Raw genomic sequence first — 19,734 nt, 5'->3', positions numbered from 1 at the left:
TTTTGAGCCTTCAACACAGATTACTAAGCCAAAAATGCTCTAAATTTTTGAAATTCTAACAAATTCCACTCAACTTTATCATCATCTTTGACTTTCACAATATCTTCCTCAAAATAACATGGAATAAAGATAGTTTTCTTTTGAAACGGTTGTAGGAGGAAAATCTCTCCTACACTATTATTGATTCATGATAATATTTCAGTAACTCATCGTGCAATTAAAAACAAGGATTTTTATTTCAGACGATCCATCGTGAACACTTCATCAGCCATCTCCCAAATTGCCGGATTATGTGTTGCGATAATGATTAGCCTATTATCATCTCGAAGAGATAGCAAAATCTCCATAATCAACTGAGAGGTTGCTGGGTCTATTGAAGCTGTTGGCTCATCTGCCAGAATAAAGGGTGGATTCTTTAAGATAATTTTTGCCAAGGCAACCCGTTGCGATTCTCCGCCCGATAACTCAAAGATGCGCTTATCTAGGTCAAGATAAGCCAGGCCGACCTGTTCTAAAGCCTGCTTCTGCCTCAACCGCTGTTCCGACCGACTCAACTTTTGACCAATGAGACCTAGCTTAAGGTTTTCTTCAATACTTTGGTTTTCAATTAAGCCAAAGTTCTGGAAGAGGTAGCCCAATTCGTGACGGAAAAAATCACTCGATTTATAATTGGCCAAGTCTTTACCTCGGTAAAAAATCGTCCCATCATAAGATTCTAATTTCCCAATCATGTTCATCAAGGTTGTTTTTCCGCTACCACTTGAACCAATTAAGGCATAGACTTTTCCAGCCTCAAATGTCATTGAAAGATTCGAAAATAACTCTCGTTCTCCAAAAGATTTACTCACCTGTTTAAGTTCAATCATATTAACCTCCCTTCAAAACAAGCATGGACATCTTGTTTTCTTTCTGCATTTGGACATGTAACTGTAAAAGAGATAGACCAGTAAAGAGTAACGAGACTAAGAAAGCAACTACTATCTCTACCATAAGAAATACACTCGCAACAAATCCCAGTAAAAACACACCCAGTTGAGCAAAGAGATAAGTGCGATGGATTTCTAAGAACCTGAGACCTGCAATGCGTTTGATAAAAATGGCACGTCTAAATTCTTCAAAGTAGAGCCTATTCATAGTGTTAAACAACAAGATTGAAGTTGTAATCCCAAGCACAGCTCCTGCTAGCATTACCCAACGTTCCCTCTGGATATTATCCGATAATGTGATGTAGTTGTGGTAACCTGTTTGCATTTCTGAGACCCAATTTTCAATGCCTTGTCTCTGGATAAGCTCCTGGGCATCAGACAATTGATTAAAGAGAACGTAATTCTGTACTGCGTCTACCCAAAAGAAAATGGACTGTGGACCAGTTGATTGGGGTGTTATAACAATGATGATTGGATCTTTCAAAAACTGCTGGTAAGAAATAGGGGTCGTATTATACACAAAACGATCCTGACCTGATTCCAAATAACCTACCGTAGCAGTCATTTGCTGTCGTTCATCTTTACTAGACATGCGACTGGTTAAGTCGTCTTCAAAAACAGATTTATAATGTTCTTCCTCTGAACGGAGGTGTTCAGGCAGCAATAAGACAAACTCCCCTACATCAAGGTGATTCATCTTTTGCTCAATAGTTGTATCTACAGGAATGTTTTGACGCTCCAAGTATTGCGGTGTGACGATAAGGACATTGCCATTCGGGTTGTAATCGTGCCATTCTGTAGAGGTTATAAAGTTTTTGGAGGAAGCCATGCCATTTTGCAAAGAACGGTCAATTAACTGGTGTCTAGATAAGAAAGCCTTTTTTTCTGAAACAGCCAGATCCATCAATTGATACCAAGTTCTGAGTTTCCTTTGAGCTTGTTCATCAAAACCAGGACTCGTTCCTTCACGGCTGAATGATAGGGTAATCAGTTGCCTTTCCTGGCTCCAAGCCTCTTGTCCAATCCGATGCTGTTGCCAGGCTTGGGAATACTTTAAGCTACTCCCTATTCCCAGCGTTACAATAATAATCGCTAATAGTTGACCGATTAAAATCAAACTAATGATTCCTCTGACAGGCACTTGCCCTTTTATAATCTGCATCAGGTGTATCTTTTTTATCCCAACTGCGAAGAGTTGAGCGAAAAACAGGGAGATCAACAACAAGATGAGATTATAACTGAGCAAGCCTTCTCCTATGGTCATTAGGGATTGCGTTGGAAGCGACAGAATTTTTTGCATAAGAATGGCGAGCACGCCAGCTAAACTGAAACCAACAGCTATCCCTTTCAAATCCTCACCAACTGGTCTAAGGAAAATGGACCACCGTTTCTCTCCTGAAATGAGGCGAATGCCCGACGACCGTAATTGGCTAATTTGACTAATTAAAGTCAGTGCTCCAAAGGTTAAGATGAAAATCAATAAACCGATTAACTGAAATCCGTTACTAAAGATAGCCATTAACGTAGATAGTTTAGATGGAATTATCAGGTGCATGTTAGTCAAGCCAAGTTGACTTAGCTCCTCTCTTAGCAAGTGAATATCTAGGTTTCCATCGAATACAAAATAGTTTGTTTCAACACTACTACTTTGGGCATCTTCTAGATTTTTTTCCTGTAGCCCATCAGGCAACTTTCCGTCCCCAAAGGTCGTATAAGAAAAAACTGGAGTACCTTCTGAGTTGGGATCTTGGTGTTGAATCGCAATAAAGCTATCCGTTTCTTCTGCTAGTTTTTCCAAGCGTGTAGCAACATGCTGAAAAGTTGTTTCAGGGGAAGAATCACGTACAACAACGTTGGGGTAATAATGGGAAACATATGTATCAGTCCAAATGGTAAATACCCAAACAAAGAACAAACTAGCAAGCAGGTTGGATATGAGTATAAATAATTTTTTCATAGTGCATTCCTTATTCTAAAATAGAGGGCAGAAATACCCCTGCCCTCTATAAACTAACAAGCTTACTAAACTATTGATAAAAGAATCTTCTTCAATTATTCTTGCAATCCCGCATCAAATGTAACTTGCTCCCCAAAATTTGTATTAACAAACGCATAGGCCGCACTATGTGCTCCTGCATAAGCTGTTTTTTGATTGTCACGTCCATTACTTCCAACATAGGCCCAGTGATCCTCTGAACCATGATAATAATTCGAAAATGCTCCCCAATTATTTGGATCATGATAGCCTCCATAGGTCCACTCGCCACCATGGAGAGAAACTGCCAAAACAGGAAGAGCCAAACTACATGCCAAAACGGCAAGGGATGATGCAACTACTTTTCTAAATTTTAACATATTATTACTCCTCTGAATGAAATATTATGAAAATGAGCGAAATGCAACTACATATTTTAATTAGAAATCTCAGTCTGAATTATAGTATCCTATTTTTTCCTCCTTTCTAACTGCACGTTCCTTTCTACAGGCAGAGACCTAATTTTATAAACCAATCTTAAATACTTTAGATTTTGTAACTCATAATTTTCAACAGTTGGTTAGCTATGAAAGCATTTTATCAAACATCTCCATTCTTATATCTATCTGGTATTGTTACAAGCTCTCATAAGAATACCTTTCTCTAAATAGTTGAATTTTAAAGTAATACGAAATCAATCTGCCTTCCCAACATCAAGACCATTGGAATTCTTTTGTAATTGCACTCGAATCTCCAATCGTTTATTCTTCTGAACAAACTGTTGGTAAGGAATTGTGTTACTAAACGTAAAAACACCTAGTAATACTAATATAGCTAATTTTTGAATTCCACGATTTTTCTTTATTCGTGAAACCCCTTTCTGTTTCCTTGTTTTTATTTTAACATATGTATATTATTCAGTCAAGTATTTTTATTATATTTTGAACTTTTTTTATTATTTCTATTTGTAATTTTATCGAGCAAATATTTGCCGTCTTTAACTAAATGATATATAATTGACAAATATAAATTAGGAAGGTTTTTTGTTTTTATGACTACATTAGCTGAAAAATTCAGATTGAAAAGAAAAGAGTTGAGACTCTCCCAACAAACTCTTGCAGAAGGAATTTGTGAACAAAGCCAGATTAGTAAAATTGAGAGAGGGCATTTCATTCCCTCCGCAGACCTTTTGTTCAAACTCTCACAACGACTTGAAGTCCCTTTGGATTACTTTTTCAATGAACAAATTGAAATTAAATCTAACCTCTCTAATTTCAAGCAATTATCTGCTCGACTATTAGATGACAGAAATTATGACGATTTGGAATATATTTATAGAATAGAGATTGAACGAAGTACTTTTCTAACACTAGAAGACCGAACTTACCTTGAATGGATTAAAGCTATTATTGACTTCTATCAATATGACAGTAAGTGTGAGGCTATTTCTTCATTGGAAAATATATTATTAAAAGTCTCCTCAAATACTCTGATTTATTTAAAGGCATTGAATACTCTATCTAATTTCTATTCCTTAGTGGGTCGTGAACAAGAATATGAGGCAAACTACTCTCATTTGATGGAGTTATATCAGACAAAAAATTTTGAGCATCAAGAGTTTTTATTTGGCTACATCAGAGTTCGTTACAACTACGCTCACTACCTAGTATCAAAGGAAAAATATAACGAAGCCATCCAAGAAGCTCTTGAGACGATTGAACTCTGTAAACAAAGACAGACAAGCTACCAACTGGCTCCTCTACTTATTCTTGTAGGAAATGCTGGAGCCAAATTTCTAGACAAAGAACAAGTCAAAAATTATTATATAGAAGCAAAAGAGTTATGTAAGATTTATAACAATCCTTTAATGTTGATGAAGATAGAAAATTATTTGAAGGAATTAGATACTGTTTAGTTAATCTTGACATTATAGTTTTTCTGAAACGTTAAATAACCTGTAAGGCTGATAGTGAAATGAATACTATCAGCCTTATTTCAAATTTATATTCTTCCAAAATCTCTTCAAACCACATCAGTTCTATCTGCAACCTCAAAACAGTGTTTCGAGCAATTCCTAGTTTTCATTGAGTATTAGTCTCTGGTGTTTGTTTAGCGTCTAAAAGAGTCATTTGAGAAGATTGAAAACAGTTCTCTCTTTTCTCCTAGTATAATGATTGGTAGGAAGGGAGAGAAAAGATGAAATCAATGAGAATCTTATTTTTGTTAGCTTTAATTCAAATCAGTTTGAGTAGCTGTTTCCTATGGAAAGAATGCATCTTGTCCTTTAAACAAAGTACAGCTTTTTTCATCGGAAGTATGGTCTTTGTTTCAGGAATCTGTGCTGGAGTAAATTATCTTTATACCCGTAAGCAAGAAGTCCATAGTGTCCTAGCCAGTAAGCAGTCAGTGAAGCTTTTTTACAGTATCCTGCTCTTAATTAATTTGTTAGGAGCTGTTCTTGTCCTGTCAGATAACTTGTTCATCAAAAATACGTTGCAGCAAGAATTAGTTGACTTTTTATTGCCATCCTTCTTTTTCCTATTTGGACTAGATTTGCTGATTTTTTTACCCTTGAAAAAATACATGCGCGATTTGCTTGCTATGCTAGACAGAAAAAAGACAGTGTTGGTGACTATTTTAGCAACACTTCTCTTCTTAAGAAATCCAATGACCATTGTCTCTCTTCTGATTTATATTGGACTGGGTTTGTTTTTTGCAGCCTATCTTGTCCCAAATTCGGTTAAGAAGGAAGTTTCCTTTTATGGTCATATTTTCCGAGATCTTGTATTGGTCATTGCTACGCTCATTTTCTTTTAGAGAAAGCTTGTTTTTATGGATGTTATGATGGTAAGTTTAGCAGGAAAATAGACACAAAAGAAAAGTTTTTGGTATAATAAGAGTATGTACACAAAAAATGAAGAAGAGTTGCAAGCCTTAGGGGAGCGTTTGGGTCATCTATTAGAAAAGAATGATGTTTTAATCTTAACTGGAGAACTGGGTGCAGGTAAAACGACCTTTACTAAAGGACTTGCAAAAGGATTGCAGATTTCTCAAATGATTAAAAGTCCCACCTATACTATCGTAAGAGAGTATGAAGGTCGTCTTCCGCTTTTCCATTTAGATGTTTATCGTATTGAAGGAGATGCGGATTCTATTGATTTGGATGAATTTCTCTTTGGTGGCGGAGTGACTGTTATTGAGTGGGGTAATCTCTTAGGAGATGCCTTGCCAGATACTTATTTAGAGTTGGAAATTCTAAAAGAAGAAGACGGTCGCCGTTTAAATTTTCAGGCAAAGGGTTTGCGTGCTGAGAAATTGTTAGAGGAGCTTCAATATGGAGTATGAATTGCTCATTAGGGAAGCAGAGCCCAAAGATGCAGCTGAATTAGTGGCCTTTTTAAATCGTGTGAGTTTGGAGACAGATTTTACCAGCCTAGACGGAGATGGTATTCTCTTGACCAGTGAGGAGATGGAAATATTCCTCAACAAGCAAGCTAGTTCGGACAATCAGATAACCTTACTTGCATTCTTAAATGATAAAATTGCTGGTATTGTAAATATTACAGCTGACCAGCGAAAGAGAGTCCGTCATATTGGAGATCTCTTCATTGTGATTGGTAAGAAATATTGGAATAATGTATTGGGAAGTTTGTTGCTAGAAGAAGCGATAGAGTGGGCACAAGCAAGTGGCATTCTGCGTCGTCTCCAACTGACTGTCCAAACTCGTAATCAAGCTGCAGTTCATCTTTATCAAAAGCATGGCTTTGTCATTGAAGGTCGCCAAGAGCGTGGAGCATATATAGAAGAAGGGAAATTTATCGATGTTTACTTGATGGGTAAACTGATCGATTAGTAGAAATATGGTTAAAAAAATTATTGGAATGGTGCTAGCTTTACTTTCTGTAACTGTAGTAGGAGCAGGTGTTTTTGCTTATACTATTTATCAACAAGGGACAGAAACCTTAGCTAAAACCTATAAAAAAATCGGCGAAGAAACCAAGGTTATTGAAGCGACTGAACCTCTAACCATTCTGTTAATGGGAGTGGACACCGGAAATGCTGAACGAACTGAAACTTGGGTCGGTAGAAGTGATAGCATGATCTTGATGACAGTGAATCCTAAAACGAAAAAAACAACGATGATGAGTTTAGAGCGGGATATTCTGACCCGCATTGAATCAGGGAATGGTCAGGCTCATGAAGCGAAACTGAATTCAGCATATGCAGATGGTGGAGCAGAGCTTGCTATAGAAACCATTCAAAAAATGATGAATATCCATATTGATCGCTATGTGATGGTCAATATGAAAGGGTTGCAAAAACTAGTGGATGCAGTAGGTGGTATTACAGTCAATAATACCCTAGGTTTCCCAATTTCTATCAGTGACCAAGAAGAATTTAATACCATTTCTATCGGTGTTGGGGAGCAACATATTGGGGGAGAAGAAGCCCTAGTCTATGCACGAATGCGTTACCAAGATCCTGAGGGAGATTATGGTCGTCAAAAACGTCAACGTGAAGTTATTCAAAAAGTCATGGAAAAAGCTCTCAGTTTAAATAGCGTTGGTCATTATCAAGAGATTCTAAAAGCTTTGAGTGACAATATGCAGACCAATATTGATTTGTCTGCAAAAAGTATCCCTAACTTGCTAGGCTATAAAGATTCATTTAAAACCATTGAAACTCAGCAGTTGCAGGGTGAAGGAGAGATGCTTCAAGGTGTTTCTTACCAGATTGTTTCGAGAGCCCATATGTTGGAAATGCAAAATCTACTCCGACGTTCTTTGGGACAAGAAGAAGTCACTCAGCTTGAAACCAATGCGGTCTTATTTGAGGATTTATTTGGCAGAGCACCTGTTGGTGATGAAGATAATTAACTTTTGATACAAATAAAAAATCAATCGTAGGAAATTTCCTGCGATTTTTTCAAAAAAATACGAATAGATAGGTAGGAGGAAACATGAAAGCAGAAATCATTGCTGTTGGAACAGAGATTTTGACAGGACAGATTGTCAACACCAATGCTCAGTTTTTGTCGGAAAAACTAGCTGAGATTGGAGTAGACGTATATTTTCAGACGGCTGTAGGAGACAATGAAGCTCGTCTCTTGTCTTTACTTGAGATTGCCAGTCAACGTAGCGGTCTGGTGATTTTGACAGGTGGTTTGGGGCCAACTGAGGACGATTTGACCAAACAAACTCTGGCTAAATTTTTAGGGAAAGAATTAGTCTTCGATCCTCAGGCGCAGGAGAAGTTGGATGTCTTTTTTACCCAGAGACCAGACTATGCCCGAACACCGAATAACGAAAGACAAGCTCAAATTGTAGAAGGAGCGACTCCACTGCCAAACGAAACAGGACTGGCTGTGGGAGGAATATTGGAAGTCGATGGAGTGACCTACGTTGTCCTTCCAGGTCCACCAAGTGAATTGAAGCCTATGGTTTTAAACCAACTTCTACCTAAGTTGATGACAGGGAGCAAGTTGTATTCCCGAGTTCTTCGTTTCTTTGGGGTTGGCGAGAGCCAGCTGGTGACGATTTTGGCTGATTTAATTGCTAATCAAACAGATCCTACCTTGGCACCTTATGCCAAGACAGGAGAAGTCACTCTGCGTCTGTCAACAAAGGCTAGCAGTCAAGAAGAGGCGAATCAAGCGCTGGATATTTTGGAACATCAAATCTTGGATCGCCAGACCTTTGAAGGACTTTCTTTACGAGACCTTTGTTATGGTTATGGGGAAGAGTCTAGTTTAGCTAGCATTGTGGTAGAAGAACTGAAAAAGCAAGGGAAAACCATCACGGCTGCAGAGAGTTTGACGGCAGGTCTTTTCCAAGCTACCGTGGTGGATTTTTCAGGAGCTTCAAGTATATTTAAGGGTGGTTTTGTGACCTATAGCTTGGAGGAAAAATCAAAGATGTTGGCTATTCCTGCCAAGGATTTGGAAGAACATGGTGTAGTGTCTGAATTTACAGCCCAGAAGATGGCTGAGCAGTCACGAATCAAGACCCGGTCTGATTTTGGTCTTAGTTTGACTGGAGTGGCAGGTCCAGATAGCCTAGAAGGGCACCCGGCTGGGACAGTCTTCATAGGCTTGGCCCAAGAGCATGGAACTGAGGTCGTCAAGGTTAATATTGGAGGCAGAAGTCGAGCAGATGTACGTCACATTGCGGTTATGCATGCCTTTAACCTAGTTCGCAAGGCTTTATTAAGTGACTAACTTTTGATATAATAGTAGATAGGTCTAAGGACCATTAGAATGTAGGAGAATAGAATGGCGAAAAAACCAAAAAAATTAGATGAAATTTCAAAAAAATTTGGGGCAGAACGTGAAAAGGCCTTGAATGACGCTCTTAAATTGATTGAGAAAGACTTTGGTAGAGGGTCAATCATGCGTTTGGGTGAACGTGCGGAGCAAAAGGTGCAAGTGATGAGCTCAGGTTCTTTGGCTCTTGACATTGCCCTTGGTTCAGGTGGTTATCCTAAGGGACGTATCATCGAAATCTATGGACCAGAGTCATCTGGTAAGACAACAGTTGCCCTTCATGCAGTTGCGCAAGCGCAAAAAGAAGGTGGGATTGCTGCCTTTATCGATGCGGAACATGCCCTCGATCCAGCTTATGCTGCGGCTCTTGGTGTCAATATTGACGAATTGCTCTTGTCACAACCAGACTCAGGAGAGCAAGGTCTTGAGATTGCAGGAAAATTGATTGACTCAGGTGCTGTAGACCTTGTCGTAGTTGACTCAGTTGCGGCCCTTGTACCTCGTGCGGAAATTGATGGAGATATCGGAGATAGCCACGTTGGTTTGCAGGCTCGTATGATGAGCCAGGCCATGCGTAAGCTCGGTGCTTCTATCAATAAGACAAAAACTATTGCCATCTTTATCAACCAATTGCGTGAAAAAGTTGGAGTCATGTTTGGAAATCCAGAAACAACTCCTGGTGGACGTGCTCTGAAATTCTACGCATCAGTCCGTTTGGATGTTCGTGGTAATACACAAATTAAGGGAACTGGTGACCAAAAAGAAACCAATGTCGGTAAAGAAACTAAGATTAAGGTTGTAAAAAATAAGGTAGCTCCACCATTTAAGGAAGCCGTAGTTGAAATTATGTATGGAGAAGGAATTTCTAAGACTGGTGAACTCCTGAAGATTGCAAGCGACTTGGATATTATCAAAAAAGCAGGTGCTTGGTACTCATACAAGGATGAAAAAATCGGGCAAGGTTCTGAGAATGCTAAGAAATACTTGGCAGATCACCCAGAAATCTTTGATGAAATTGATAAGCAAGTCCGTTCTAAATTTGGCTTGATTGATGGAGAAGAAGCTTCAGAACAAGATACTGAAAACAAAAAAGATGAGCCAAAGAAAGAAGAAGCAGTGAATGAAGAAGTAACTCTTGACCTAGGCGATGAACTTGAAATCGAAATTGAAGAATAAGCTGTCAAAGTAGTGGAGAAATCCACTGCTTTTTCAGTTTGTTGTTCAAGTTTTCAGATTGCCTACAGTTTGCTGTTTCTTGTCGCTCCTCTAGAAAGCTGATATAATAGCCTTATGAATAAAAAACGAACAGTGGACTTGATACATGGTCCGATTCTTCCCTCGCTCTTAAGCTTCGCCTTCCCAATCTTGCTATCAAATATTTTTCAGCAGCTCTATAACACTGCTGATGTCTTGATTGTTGGGCGTTTTCTTGGTCAAGATTCCTTGGCTGCAGTAGGAGCGACGACAGCGATTTTTGACCTGATTGTAGGTTTTACTCTTGGTGTTGGCAATGGCATGGGAATTGTCATTGCCCGTTATTATGGAGCTCGGAATTTTACAAAAATCAAGGAAGCAGTAGCAGCCACCTGGATTTTAGGTGCTCTTTTGAGTGTTGTAGTTATGCTGCTGGGCTTTCTTGGTTTGTATCCTCTCTTGCAATACCTAGATACCCCTGCAGAAATTCTTCCCCAGTCCTATCAATATATTTCTATGATTGTGACCTGTGTTGGTGTCAGCTTTGCCTATAATCTCTTTGCAGGTTTGTTGCGATCCATTGGTGATAGTCTGGCAGCTCTGGGATTTTTGATTTTTTCTGCCTTGGTCAATGTGGTTTTGGATCTCTATTTTATTACGCAACTGCAACTGGGGGTTCAATCTGCGGGCCTTGCTACCATCATTTCGCAAGGCTTATCAGCGGTTCTCTGCTTTTATTATATCCGTAAGAGTGTGCCAGAACTTTTGCCTCAGCGCAAGCATTTCAAATGGGATAAGTCCTTGTACGCAGATCTCTTGGAGCAGGGTTTGGCTATGGGATTGATGAGTTCGATTGTGTCCATCGGCAGTGTGATTTTACAGTCTTCTGTTAATACCTTTGGTGCTGTAATTATTAGTGCCCAGACGGCGGCTCGCCGCATTATGGCTTTCGCCCTTCTTCCTATGACCGCTATTTCTGCTTCGATGACGACCTTTGCTTCTCAGAATCTAGGAGCTAAGCGACCTGACCGCATTGTTCAAGGCCTTCGAATCGGCAGTCGTTTGAGTATGTTCTGGGCAGTGTTTGTTTGTGTCTTCCTCTTTTTTGCCAGTCCTGCCTTAGTTTCCTTCTTGGCTAGTTCGACGGATGGATACCTGGTAGAAAATGGTAGTCTTTATCTGCAAATCAGTTCAGCCTTTTATCCTATTTTGAGTCTCTTACTGATTTATCGCAATTGTTTGCAGGGCTTGGGGCAAAAAGTCCTTCCTCTGGTTTCTAGCTTTATCGAACTAATCGGGAAAATCGCTTTTGTGGTCTTGATTATCCCTTGGGCGGGCTATAAGGGAGTTATCCTTTGCGAACCCCTCATCTGGGTTGCCATGACCATTCAGCTGTACTTCTCACTGTTCCGTCACCCCTTGATAAAAGAAGGCAAGGCAATCTTGGTAACCAAAGTGTAATCCTAGCTGTATTTGCTAAATAAAATCCATTTCCTCTAGTGAAAATCGAAAAAACTTGTGCTGTCATCTTTAGTTTGGTCTTGAAAATAGTTTAATATACTTTTGACTTCTTTTATATGATATAATGTATTTATTAAAGGGACATATAGAGACTGTAAAAATATACTTTTGAAAAGCTTTTTAGTCTGGGGTGTTATTGTAGATAGGATACAGACCCTGTCAGTCCTATTTACAGTATCAAAATAGTGCGTTTTAAAGTTCTATCTACAAGCCTAATCGTGACTAAGATTGTCTTCTTTGTAAGGTAGAAATAAAGGAGTTTCTGGTTCTGGATTGTAAAAAATAAGTTGTTTTAATTGATAAGGAGTAGAATATGGAAATTGATGTGAGTAAATTAAGAACAGATTTGCCTCAAGTCGGCGTGCAACCATATAGGCAAGTCCATGCCCATTCCACAGGCAACCGTAACTCAACGGTGCAAAATGAGGCTGACTACCATTACAGAAAAGATCCTGAATTGGGCTTCTTTTCTCACGTAGTCGGTAATGGTCGTGTTATGCAGGTAGGACCTGTTGATAATGGTGCCTGGGACGTTGGGGGTGGTTGGAATGCAGAAGGTTATGCACAAGTTGAACTGATTGAAAGCCATGAATCAAAAGAAGAGTTTCTGATTGACTATCGTCTCTATATCGAACTCTTGCGTAATCTAGCAGACGAGGCTGGGATACCTAAAACGCTTGATACTGCTGATTTAGCAGGTATCAAGACACACGAATATTGCACCAATAACCAACCCGATAATAATTCAGATCACATTGACCCCTATCCTTATCTTGCCAAATGGGGTATTAGCCGTGAGCAGTTCAAGCAGGATATTGAAAACGGCTTGACGATTGAAGCAGGATGGCAACAGAACGATGCTGGCACCTGGTATGTACACTCAGATGGTTCTTATCCAAAAGATAAGTTTGAGAAAATCAATGGTACCTGGTATTACTTTGACGGTTCAGGATATATGCTTGCAGACAGCTGGAAGAAGCACATAGACGGCAACTGGTACTGGTTTGACCAGTCAGGCGAAATGGCTACAGGCTGGAAGAAAATCGCTGAGAAGTGGTACTATTTCGATGGAGAAGGTGCTATGAAAACAGGCTGGATCAAATACAAGGAGACTTGGTACTATCTTGATAGTCAAAATGGGGACATGGTTTCTAATGCCTTTGTCAAATCAAATGATGGCTGGTATTACCTTAAAGAAGATGGCACGATAGCAGAGAAACCAGAATTTACAGTCGAGCCTGAAGGCTTGATAACAGTAAAATAATAATGGAATGTCTTTCAAATCAGAACAGCGCATATTATTAGGTCTTGAAAAAGCTTAATAGTATGCGTTTTCTTGTGGAGATATTTCCTTCAATTTGTGCTACTATATTAAATAAAAATCAAAAAGCAAACTAGAAAGTTATGCTCAAATAAAATCTAAATTTGACAATGTAAACCGAGTCGGATAGCTTTAAGTACTGTTTTGAGGTTGAAGATACGATTTTTGATAGGAACTCATCAAATAGGTTTAATATCATCAATTTTGGATTTTTAAGTAACATCAATAAATTGCTTTCTTGTTTTGTCATAATTTTTTTATTTAAAAAATTGACTTTATGACAAGAGTGTGCTATTCTTTTTATGAGAGGTGTATGAATATGATAAATGTATGTGATGTTGGAAAAAGAATAAAAGAACTTAGAATATCTTCAAATCTTACTCAAGATAAGATTGCTGAATATTTGTCTTTGAATCAAAGTATGATTGCCAAAATGGAAAAAGGTGAAAGGAATATCACGTCGGATGTTATTGAGAAACTATCTGCTCTATTTTGCTGTACGGTTGAATATCTTTTGTTTGGCGAACAAGCTGAACAACAGTGTGTCATATCGTTTAGAAAAAATAAAATAGTAGACCAAGATCTTAAAGTTTTAGCGAAAATCAATAAAATTGTATTGAATCAATTTGAGATAGATCAGCTATTGGAGACAAAATAAATGATTGATAAAATGGATTTAAGTAATAAAGCTTCAAATCTTAGAAAAAAGTTGGGAGCTGATGGTGAAGCGCCGATAGATATTTTTAAATTGGTACAAAAGATAGAAAATTTGACGCTGGTATTTTATGGACTCGGAAAGAATATTAGCGGAGTCTGTTATAAAGGAACTCGGTCCAGTCTCATTGTAATCAATTCAGACATGTCATTAGGAAGGCAAAGATTTTCTTTAGCACATGAACTGTATCATCTTTATTATGATGAGGTGAAGAAGAGTTCAGTCAGTTTTATTTTGATTGGTGAAGGAGATGAAACTGAAAGAAAAGCGGATCAGTTTGCTTCTTATTTTTTAATTTCCCCATCTTCACTGTATAGGATGGTTGAGGAAATAAGAGAAAATGCCAATAGAACTCATCTTGAAGTAGAAGATATTATAAAATTAGGTCAGTTTTATGGTATCAGTCATAAAGCTATGTTATATAGATTGCGGAATGATGGATACCTTGACGCAGAAGAAATTAAAAATATGGATATTAGTGTTATAGAGACAGCTTCAAGATTAGGCTATGATACAAGTTTATATCGTCCTTTGTCAGAAAGTAAAAAGGAAATGGTATTAGGACACTATATTAAATCGACTGAACAACTTTTAGAAAATAACAGAATTTCGCAAGGGAAGTATGAGGAACTGCTACTAGATGCTTTCAGATATGATATTGTATATGGGCTAGATGAAGAGGGGGAGTTGTCGTTTGACTAGTCGTGTATTTATTGATACAGATTGTATTTCAGCATTTTTATGGATTGGCACTGAATATCTTTTAGAAAAGCTCTATTCGGGTAAAATTGTTATTCCACAAGAGGTGTATGATGAAATCAATATACCTACAATCCCCCATTTAAAATCTAGGATAGACCAGTTGGTAGCTAAGGGTTCGGCTGAGATTGTGAGCATAGACATTGGAACTGAAGAATACGAATTATATAGAAATTTAACAAGAAATCATGATAGTAACAAGGTTATTGGTAAGGGAGAAGCGGCTTCTATTTCCTTAGCGAAAAAGCATAATGGGATATTAGGAAGTAATAACCTAAGAGATGTTAAACCATATGTAGAAGAATTTTCTTTAGAACATATGACAACAGGAGATATACTGGTTGAAGCGTTTAAAGCGCAATTTATTACTGAACAAGAGGGCAATCATATCTGGAATAATATGCTTAAAAAGAGAAGGAAAATTGGGGCAAATTCATTTTCAGACTATCTTCGTGGAAGTGTTCATCAAAATAGACAAAAATAAATTTGGATAAATCGAACTCACTATTCAGGAGGCATATGAGCACTTCGAAGAAGAAAAGTGTTAAATTGAGCCTATAAGAGTAGAAATGACCTGCATAGGGGATGAGAGAAAAGTTCTCCTTAAAGTTTCCCTGAACTATCAGTCGCATATTAAATGGATATGTAGGGTGATGTGAGAGGGGATAGCGAGTAGTTTTTGGTTATTTTATCAAAAAACTTGTATTTTATCATACTGAATGATAAAATACAAGAAAAATAGTAGAATAAAGGAAAGCTTTTCTAAAATGTGTATCTCCCCACAGGATTCGTTCTTGTGGGATTTTTTTCGTTAAAGAAAGCGATAAATATTGACTTTTTTAAAGAAAGATGTCATAATTAAGTTGGAAAAAACGTAAAAGTATCACTTTTCTCGTTATCCCGACTCCCAAAACGTCGTTAAACCGCTCGGCAATCCATGGAGACATGGACACATAGTAGTAAGCACGCTATGTGGCTTGGCAGAGCTAAAAACTGTTCCCTTGCGATAAGCCTAATAAGCACAACATAGGGAGTTAGAGAAGCCGACTCTAATCATCCACTTTGGGCAGTAGTGAGAACTGCCCCGTGCTTTTTTTATTTTGAGAAAATATGGAGTTTGTCGTTGAACTTACTTGATTGTATTTTAGATTATCAAGAGAAATTCGATGGAAAAACATGTCAAGTATCAACGAATTATAAGCATTTAGAGACTTTCGAAGTAGATTTTTGCTTGACTGATTTACATCACTTATTTGGCTTGCACAAAATCACACGAGATTATGCTAGTCAAACAATACCTGCTATTCAAGCTGGTGTTTTTATTTTGGAAGAATATAAAAATAATCCCATGTACAACGATGTTATAGAAAGGATATCTTTGTATAGTTTTATCGGTGATATCTTCTATTCTAAGATAACAAGTTGTTGTATCCTAGCCAAAGATTTATCTAAAAACACTATGAAGTTGGACGTCATATTTTTTGAAGATAGAAACAAAAGATCCGCAATTTTAGGTTTACGAAGAGATAAAAGTGGAGTGTTTAAACCGGTTACTCTACATTTTACAAGCGCTAAGAAATATGCTAAAGTTCGTAAAACAGATGTGAAAGAAATTAAATGGTTATAAAAAAACTTTTCGCAGGCTTCGGCTTGCGTTTTTTTGTTTGATAAAATTAAAAAAATGTACAAAAATAAGTAGAATTGAAAACAGGAAAAAACACCTCCTTTCGATTCGCCAAGCCTCTTCGCAAGGCAATGAGGGGGCGGAGAGACGCGCTCGTCAACAGAAGTATCTCATTGGAAATGTTGCTCACTTTTTTAGTGAGCTTTTTATTTAAGGAATAGGAATGAAAAGTAAGAAGTTAAAATTATACTCAATGAAAATCTCTTCAAACCCGTCAGCGTCGCCTTGCAGTCTGTATCTTACTGACCAAGCTAGTGATGGACTTAGAATAGGTGGTTTAGAGCGTCCTAGCAGCTAGGAAATGGTGGCAATAGTCCTTGGCTGAGGATAGGGTGTCACACTCAACTGGTTGACCTAGTTTATAGAGAGGGAATTACTATAAAATACTCAGGCTTCTATCATATATTTTGAAATGTTTGTGTAATCAAAATGTAACAATAATGTAATATTGGCGCAGAGGATGTTGTGCATATATAAATGTAGTATAACTCTTGTATCTTTGTTAAAAAATAGGCTGTATCAAAAGGTTTTATATGTCTATGCATATATATATATATATATATATATAACATCACTTTTTTCTTGCATTTCCTGACTCTATACTATCAACGATGGTGTTGATTTGTATGTCAGAAGTGTTATTATATAACTGATATATTATCGTCTGTCGGCTTTTTGCGCGCTTTCTAAGCTTGAGGAAGCTCTCAGATGAGGAAAGGATTCACTTATGTTCAAGAAAAAGAATGATGGTAATGGAGAGAAAATTTTCCGTTATTCCATTCGTAAATACCATTTTGGGGCTGCTAGCGTTGCGGTTGCGGCTCTGATGTTCTTTGCAAATGGGGTGCAAGCGCAGGCACCTGCGGTATCTTCGGCAACAGCCAGTGATGTAGTTGCTGGATCTGCTGGAACACCAGATAAGGATAAGCAGGAGTCAGATGGGGAAGAGCCAGAGAAGGTCTCTCAGACTGAACCGTCGGCTGAGCTCCAGTCTACAGGGGAGTCAAACTCTCCAGAGACTAAAGCCGAGGACGCTAGTAAGGGACAGGAAACAGCTGGCCTTGTTCCTACCAAACCAGAGACGAAGCCAGCTGCTCAAGAAACTTCTCAAGGAGGAGCAGTAAAAGAGCAAGACCAGCCCACATCTGCCACTAAAACGACAGAAGCTAAATCACTCCAAGGCAATCTGCAAGCTTTGTTGGAAAAACTAACTCTTAGCTCCATGAAAGCGCTCCACGATGAAGTGGAAGCAGGTCTAGCAGCAGCTAAGGCAGTTTTGGACGACCCAAATGCGACGCAAGCGCAGGTTGATGAGCAAGTCAAACTCATGGAAGACCTGACTCGTCGGGTCAAGGAAGCTTTGTCGCCTCAAGTTTCAACTCCTACAGTCTTAGAAAAAGCAGGTCTGACAAATCATGGACTTGCTGCTCCAGAGGGGGCTATTTTAACTCCAAAGATAGCTGTTACAAAAGCCCTAGAGGAGAGTCATGTATCATCAACTAATGGAGAAGTCAGAACTCCATCAACTGAACTTTCAAAGCCAGAAGTTAGTGATAATCAGAATAAAGATAAATTAAAAACGCTCTCAAAAGATTTATCTGCCTATCTGATACAGGCAAATGAAATCACACGTCCTGAGACTAAGAAACTTTTAGAAGGAGTAGAAGAAGTTGTTAAATCAATTGAAGCTAGTGTATTACAACCTCAGCTAACACCAGCTGAAATTGAAGAACTCCTTAAAAAAGGAAAACAAGCGGAGAGAAAACTTGCCTTAGCACTTACTCGTGAAAACTCTGGTAAACGTGACCTGTTAAATGGTAAACCAATGAAACAAGGATCCGACCTGAGAGCTACACCGACGGCGCTAACTACAAAAAGGGCGTATATTGTTCGAAAAGGTGATGGTTCAGACTTACCTGCTGAAACTTATTTGTATGCATTGAGACGGAGACTGACCGATAAACCTAAGCAAGATAATTTACGAGAAGTGAGTGAGGCTCGGGATGAAGCTAAGGTTACTGTTACAAACTTAGGTAATGGTGATTTTAAATGGGATTTTACTTTTAATGATAAACAAAAAGGACACCAAAATGCTTTTTATTGGTTTACTTTACCGGAAGGGCATACTATTACAGAGACTCTGGCAGCTACTAGAACAGATGGGGGACATTCCAAGTCATTCGTTGCCGGAAGAGGTTCTTTTAATCAAGAATGGGGTGGAAAAACAAAAGATGCTATAACATCAGGAATTGCAACTTATGGTCCTGCTAGTGGGAAAGACGGGGGGTTTAATCGTAACTTTGGTAGTATTGATGATGTGACAAATACTAATTTTATTGCGAGAGCTGGTTCGAATCAGAGGACAGATGCTATTCCTACAGATAGTAGGAGTTCTGAGGGATATTATTACTTAGGACCTACTCAGGGTAAATTTTATCGATGGGAGGCCGGAACAGGATTTTCCGACGAATTTTACAAAAAATCAGAGAAAATTATAGATGGATTAAAACAGCATGCAAATTTATTATACCATTTCACTTTAAGCACAGGGAAAGTACAACTTTCTTATATAACCCATACAGACACACCGTATGCCCCAATCTATTATGGAACGGGTATGAGGTCGATTGAGAATAGTGAAGCTCTTATGTACTTCACGGTGAGAGGTTTACAAGAAAAGCCGAATGCTCCGACAGTTACATCTAGTGATGAAGGAACAGTAACAGTAACTCCTTATCAGAATTCTGATTCTGATCAAAATAAAAATGTAGATAAGGTAGAACTTTCTTATACGAATGCTAGAGGGGAAAGTAAAACTGCAACCTTAAAACGTGATGCTGGGAATGGAACATGGTCAAGTAATGATACTGGAATTAAAGTTTCAGGGAATTCGTTTATTGTTAAACAAGGAACTGCCAAGGTTGGAACACCAGTAAAAGCTAAATCATACTATGGGAATAGTGATCCTAGTGATGAGCGTCAAGTACCTGTGCCAACGGTAACCCCACAAAATAAGAAGTACCAACCAACACCAAAAGAACAAACGGTAGACAATGGGGGAACCCCAAGAGCCGAAGATAGCATTGGCAATGTAGGGCAACTTCCAGCGAAGACAAGGTTCGAATGGAAAGGCGGAACGCCAAGTACGACTGAAAAAGGCGATCATAACGCAACGGTAGTCGTCCACTACCCAGATGGCACGAGTGAAGAAGTGTCCGTCGTTGTGAAAGTAAGAGAACAACAAGAGACTTACCAACCAACACCAAAAGAACAAACGGTAGACAATGGGGGAACCCCAAGAGCCGAAGATAGCATTGGCAATGTAGGGCAACTTCCAGCGAAGACAAGGTTCGAATGGAAAGGCGGAACGCCAAGTA

17 protein-coding genes and 1 pseudogene are annotated in these 19,734 nt (G+C 38.5%); 14 read left to right on the top strand and 4 right to left on the bottom strand.

The window, feature by feature from the left end; translation table 11 throughout:
• Positions 1–233: 233 nt before the first annotated feature.
• From OVN23_RS09160 to OVN23_RS09145, 4 genes are all read right to left on the bottom strand, one after another.
• Positions 234–866: an ABC transporter ATP-binding protein gene (locus OVN23_RS09160; RefSeq protein WP_000571433.1), complete on the bottom strand. Its 633-nt coding sequence runs from the start codon at positions 864–866 to the stop codon at positions 234–236.
• A gap of 1 nt (position 867) precedes the next feature.
• Positions 868–2,883: a DUF1430 domain-containing protein gene (locus tag OVN23_RS09155; protein ID WP_173212188.1), complete on the bottom strand. Its 2,016-nt coding sequence runs from the start codon at positions 2,881–2,883 to the stop codon at positions 868–870.
• A gap of 95 nt (positions 2,884–2,978) precedes the next feature.
• Positions 2,979–3,281 carry a lactococcin 972 family bacteriocin gene (locus OVN23_RS09150; RefSeq protein ID WP_045611574.1) on the bottom strand — a complete coding sequence of 101 codons (303 nt, stop codon included), beginning with the start codon at positions 3,279–3,281 and terminating at the stop codon, positions 2,979–2,981.
• Positions 3,282–3,595: 314 nt separating this feature from the next.
• The gene (locus tag OVN23_RS09145; RefSeq protein ID WP_267241016.1) at positions 3,596–3,766 is read right to left on the bottom strand and encodes a PhrA family quorum-sensing system peptide; all 171 of its coding nucleotides are present in this window, start codon (positions 3,764–3,766) and stop codon (positions 3,596–3,598) included.
• A 186-nt stretch (positions 3,767–3,952) separates the two neighbouring features.
• Between OVN23_RS09145 and OVN23_RS09140 the strand changes: the two genes are divergently transcribed.
• The 14 genes and pseudogenes from OVN23_RS09140 to OVN23_RS09075 all read left to right on the top strand — a co-directional run.
• Entirely contained in the window at positions 3,953–4,816 is an 864-nt protein-coding gene (locus tag OVN23_RS09140) for a helix-turn-helix domain-containing protein (protein WP_164226804.1), read from the top strand.
• A gap of 281 nt (positions 4,817–5,097) precedes the next feature.
• Positions 5,098–5,718: a hypothetical protein gene (locus OVN23_RS09135; RefSeq protein WP_049532500.1), complete on the top strand. Its 621-nt coding sequence runs from the start codon at positions 5,098–5,100 to the stop codon at positions 5,716–5,718.
• An 84-nt stretch (positions 5,719–5,802) separates the two neighbouring features.
• The gene (tsaE, locus tag OVN23_RS09130) at positions 5,803–6,246 is read left to right on the top strand and encodes a tRNA (adenosine(37)-N6)-threonylcarbamoyltransferase complex ATPase subunit type 1 TsaE (protein ID WP_267241001.1); all 444 of its coding nucleotides are present in this window, start codon (positions 5,803–5,805) and stop codon (positions 6,244–6,246) included.
• Positions 6,236–6,754, top strand: coding sequence for a GNAT family N-acetyltransferase (locus OVN23_RS09125; protein ID WP_173253217.1), 519 nt, complete (start codon positions 6,236–6,238; stop codon positions 6,752–6,754). Before tsaE ends, OVN23_RS09125 begins: the two co-directional genes overlap by 11 nt.
• 7 nt (positions 6,755–6,761) lie before the next feature.
• Complete coding sequence (gene brpA / locus OVN23_RS09120) at positions 6,762–7,778, top strand: biofilm formation/cell division transcriptional regulator BrpA (protein WP_267241000.1); 1,017 nt, start codon at positions 6,762–6,764, stop codon at positions 7,776–7,778.
• Positions 7,779–7,861: 83 nt separating this feature from the next.
• Complete coding sequence (locus tag OVN23_RS09115) at positions 7,862–9,118, top strand: competence/damage-inducible protein A (RefSeq protein ID WP_267240999.1); 1,257 nt, start codon at positions 7,862–7,864, stop codon at positions 9,116–9,118.
• A 54-nt stretch (positions 9,119–9,172) separates the two neighbouring features.
• Positions 9,173–10,339, top strand: a complete 1,167-nt coding sequence (gene recA / locus OVN23_RS09110) for a recombinase RecA (protein ID WP_267240998.1) — start codon at positions 9,173–9,175, stop codon at positions 10,337–10,339.
• A 114-nt stretch (positions 10,340–10,453) separates the two neighbouring features.
• Positions 10,454–11,818 (top strand): MATE family efflux transporter, encoded by a 1,365-nt coding sequence (locus tag OVN23_RS09105; protein ID WP_267240997.1) that lies wholly within the window; start codon positions 10,454–10,456, stop codon positions 11,816–11,818.
• Positions 11,819–12,191: 373 nt separating this feature from the next.
• Positions 12,192–13,142, top strand: coding sequence for an N-acetylmuramoyl-L-alanine amidase family protein (locus tag OVN23_RS09100; RefSeq protein ID WP_267240996.1), 951 nt, complete (start codon positions 12,192–12,194; stop codon positions 13,140–13,142).
• A 370-nt stretch (positions 13,143–13,512) separates the two neighbouring features.
• On the top strand, positions 13,513–13,857 hold the full coding sequence (locus OVN23_RS09095; protein ID WP_001056000.1) for a helix-turn-helix domain-containing protein: 345 nt from the start codon (positions 13,513–13,515) through the stop codon (positions 13,855–13,857).
• Positions 13,858–13,869: 12 nt separating this feature from the next.
• Positions 13,870–14,616, top strand: coding sequence for an ImmA/IrrE family metallo-endopeptidase (locus OVN23_RS09090; protein ID WP_319946294.1), 747 nt, complete (start codon positions 13,870–13,872; stop codon positions 14,614–14,616).
• Positions 14,609–15,031 (top strand): annotated as a pseudogene (locus OVN23_RS09085) (hypothetical protein); the annotation flags it as partial. The gene OVN23_RS09090 and the pseudogene OVN23_RS09085, both read left to right, overlap by 8 nt.
• A 765-nt stretch (positions 15,032–15,796) precedes the next feature.
• Positions 15,797–16,300 (top strand): PBECR4 domain-containing protein, encoded by a 504-nt coding sequence (locus tag OVN23_RS09080; RefSeq protein WP_267240995.1) that lies wholly within the window; start codon positions 15,797–15,799, stop codon positions 16,298–16,300.
• Between the two features lie 784 nt (positions 16,301–17,084).
• A partial coding sequence (locus tag OVN23_RS09075; RefSeq protein WP_267240994.1) for a Rib/alpha-like domain-containing protein occupies positions 17,085–19,734 on the top strand: 2,650 nt, incomplete at its 3' end.

Origin of the sequence: Streptococcus sp. Marseille-Q6488 (assembly GCF_946902925.1) — a bacterium.
Classification (GTDB): domain Bacteria; phylum Bacillota; class Bacilli; order Lactobacillales; family Streptococcaceae; genus Streptococcus.
The sequence above is the reverse complement of the archived record's forward strand: the minus strand, read 5'-3'. Positions and strand labels throughout refer to the sequence as shown.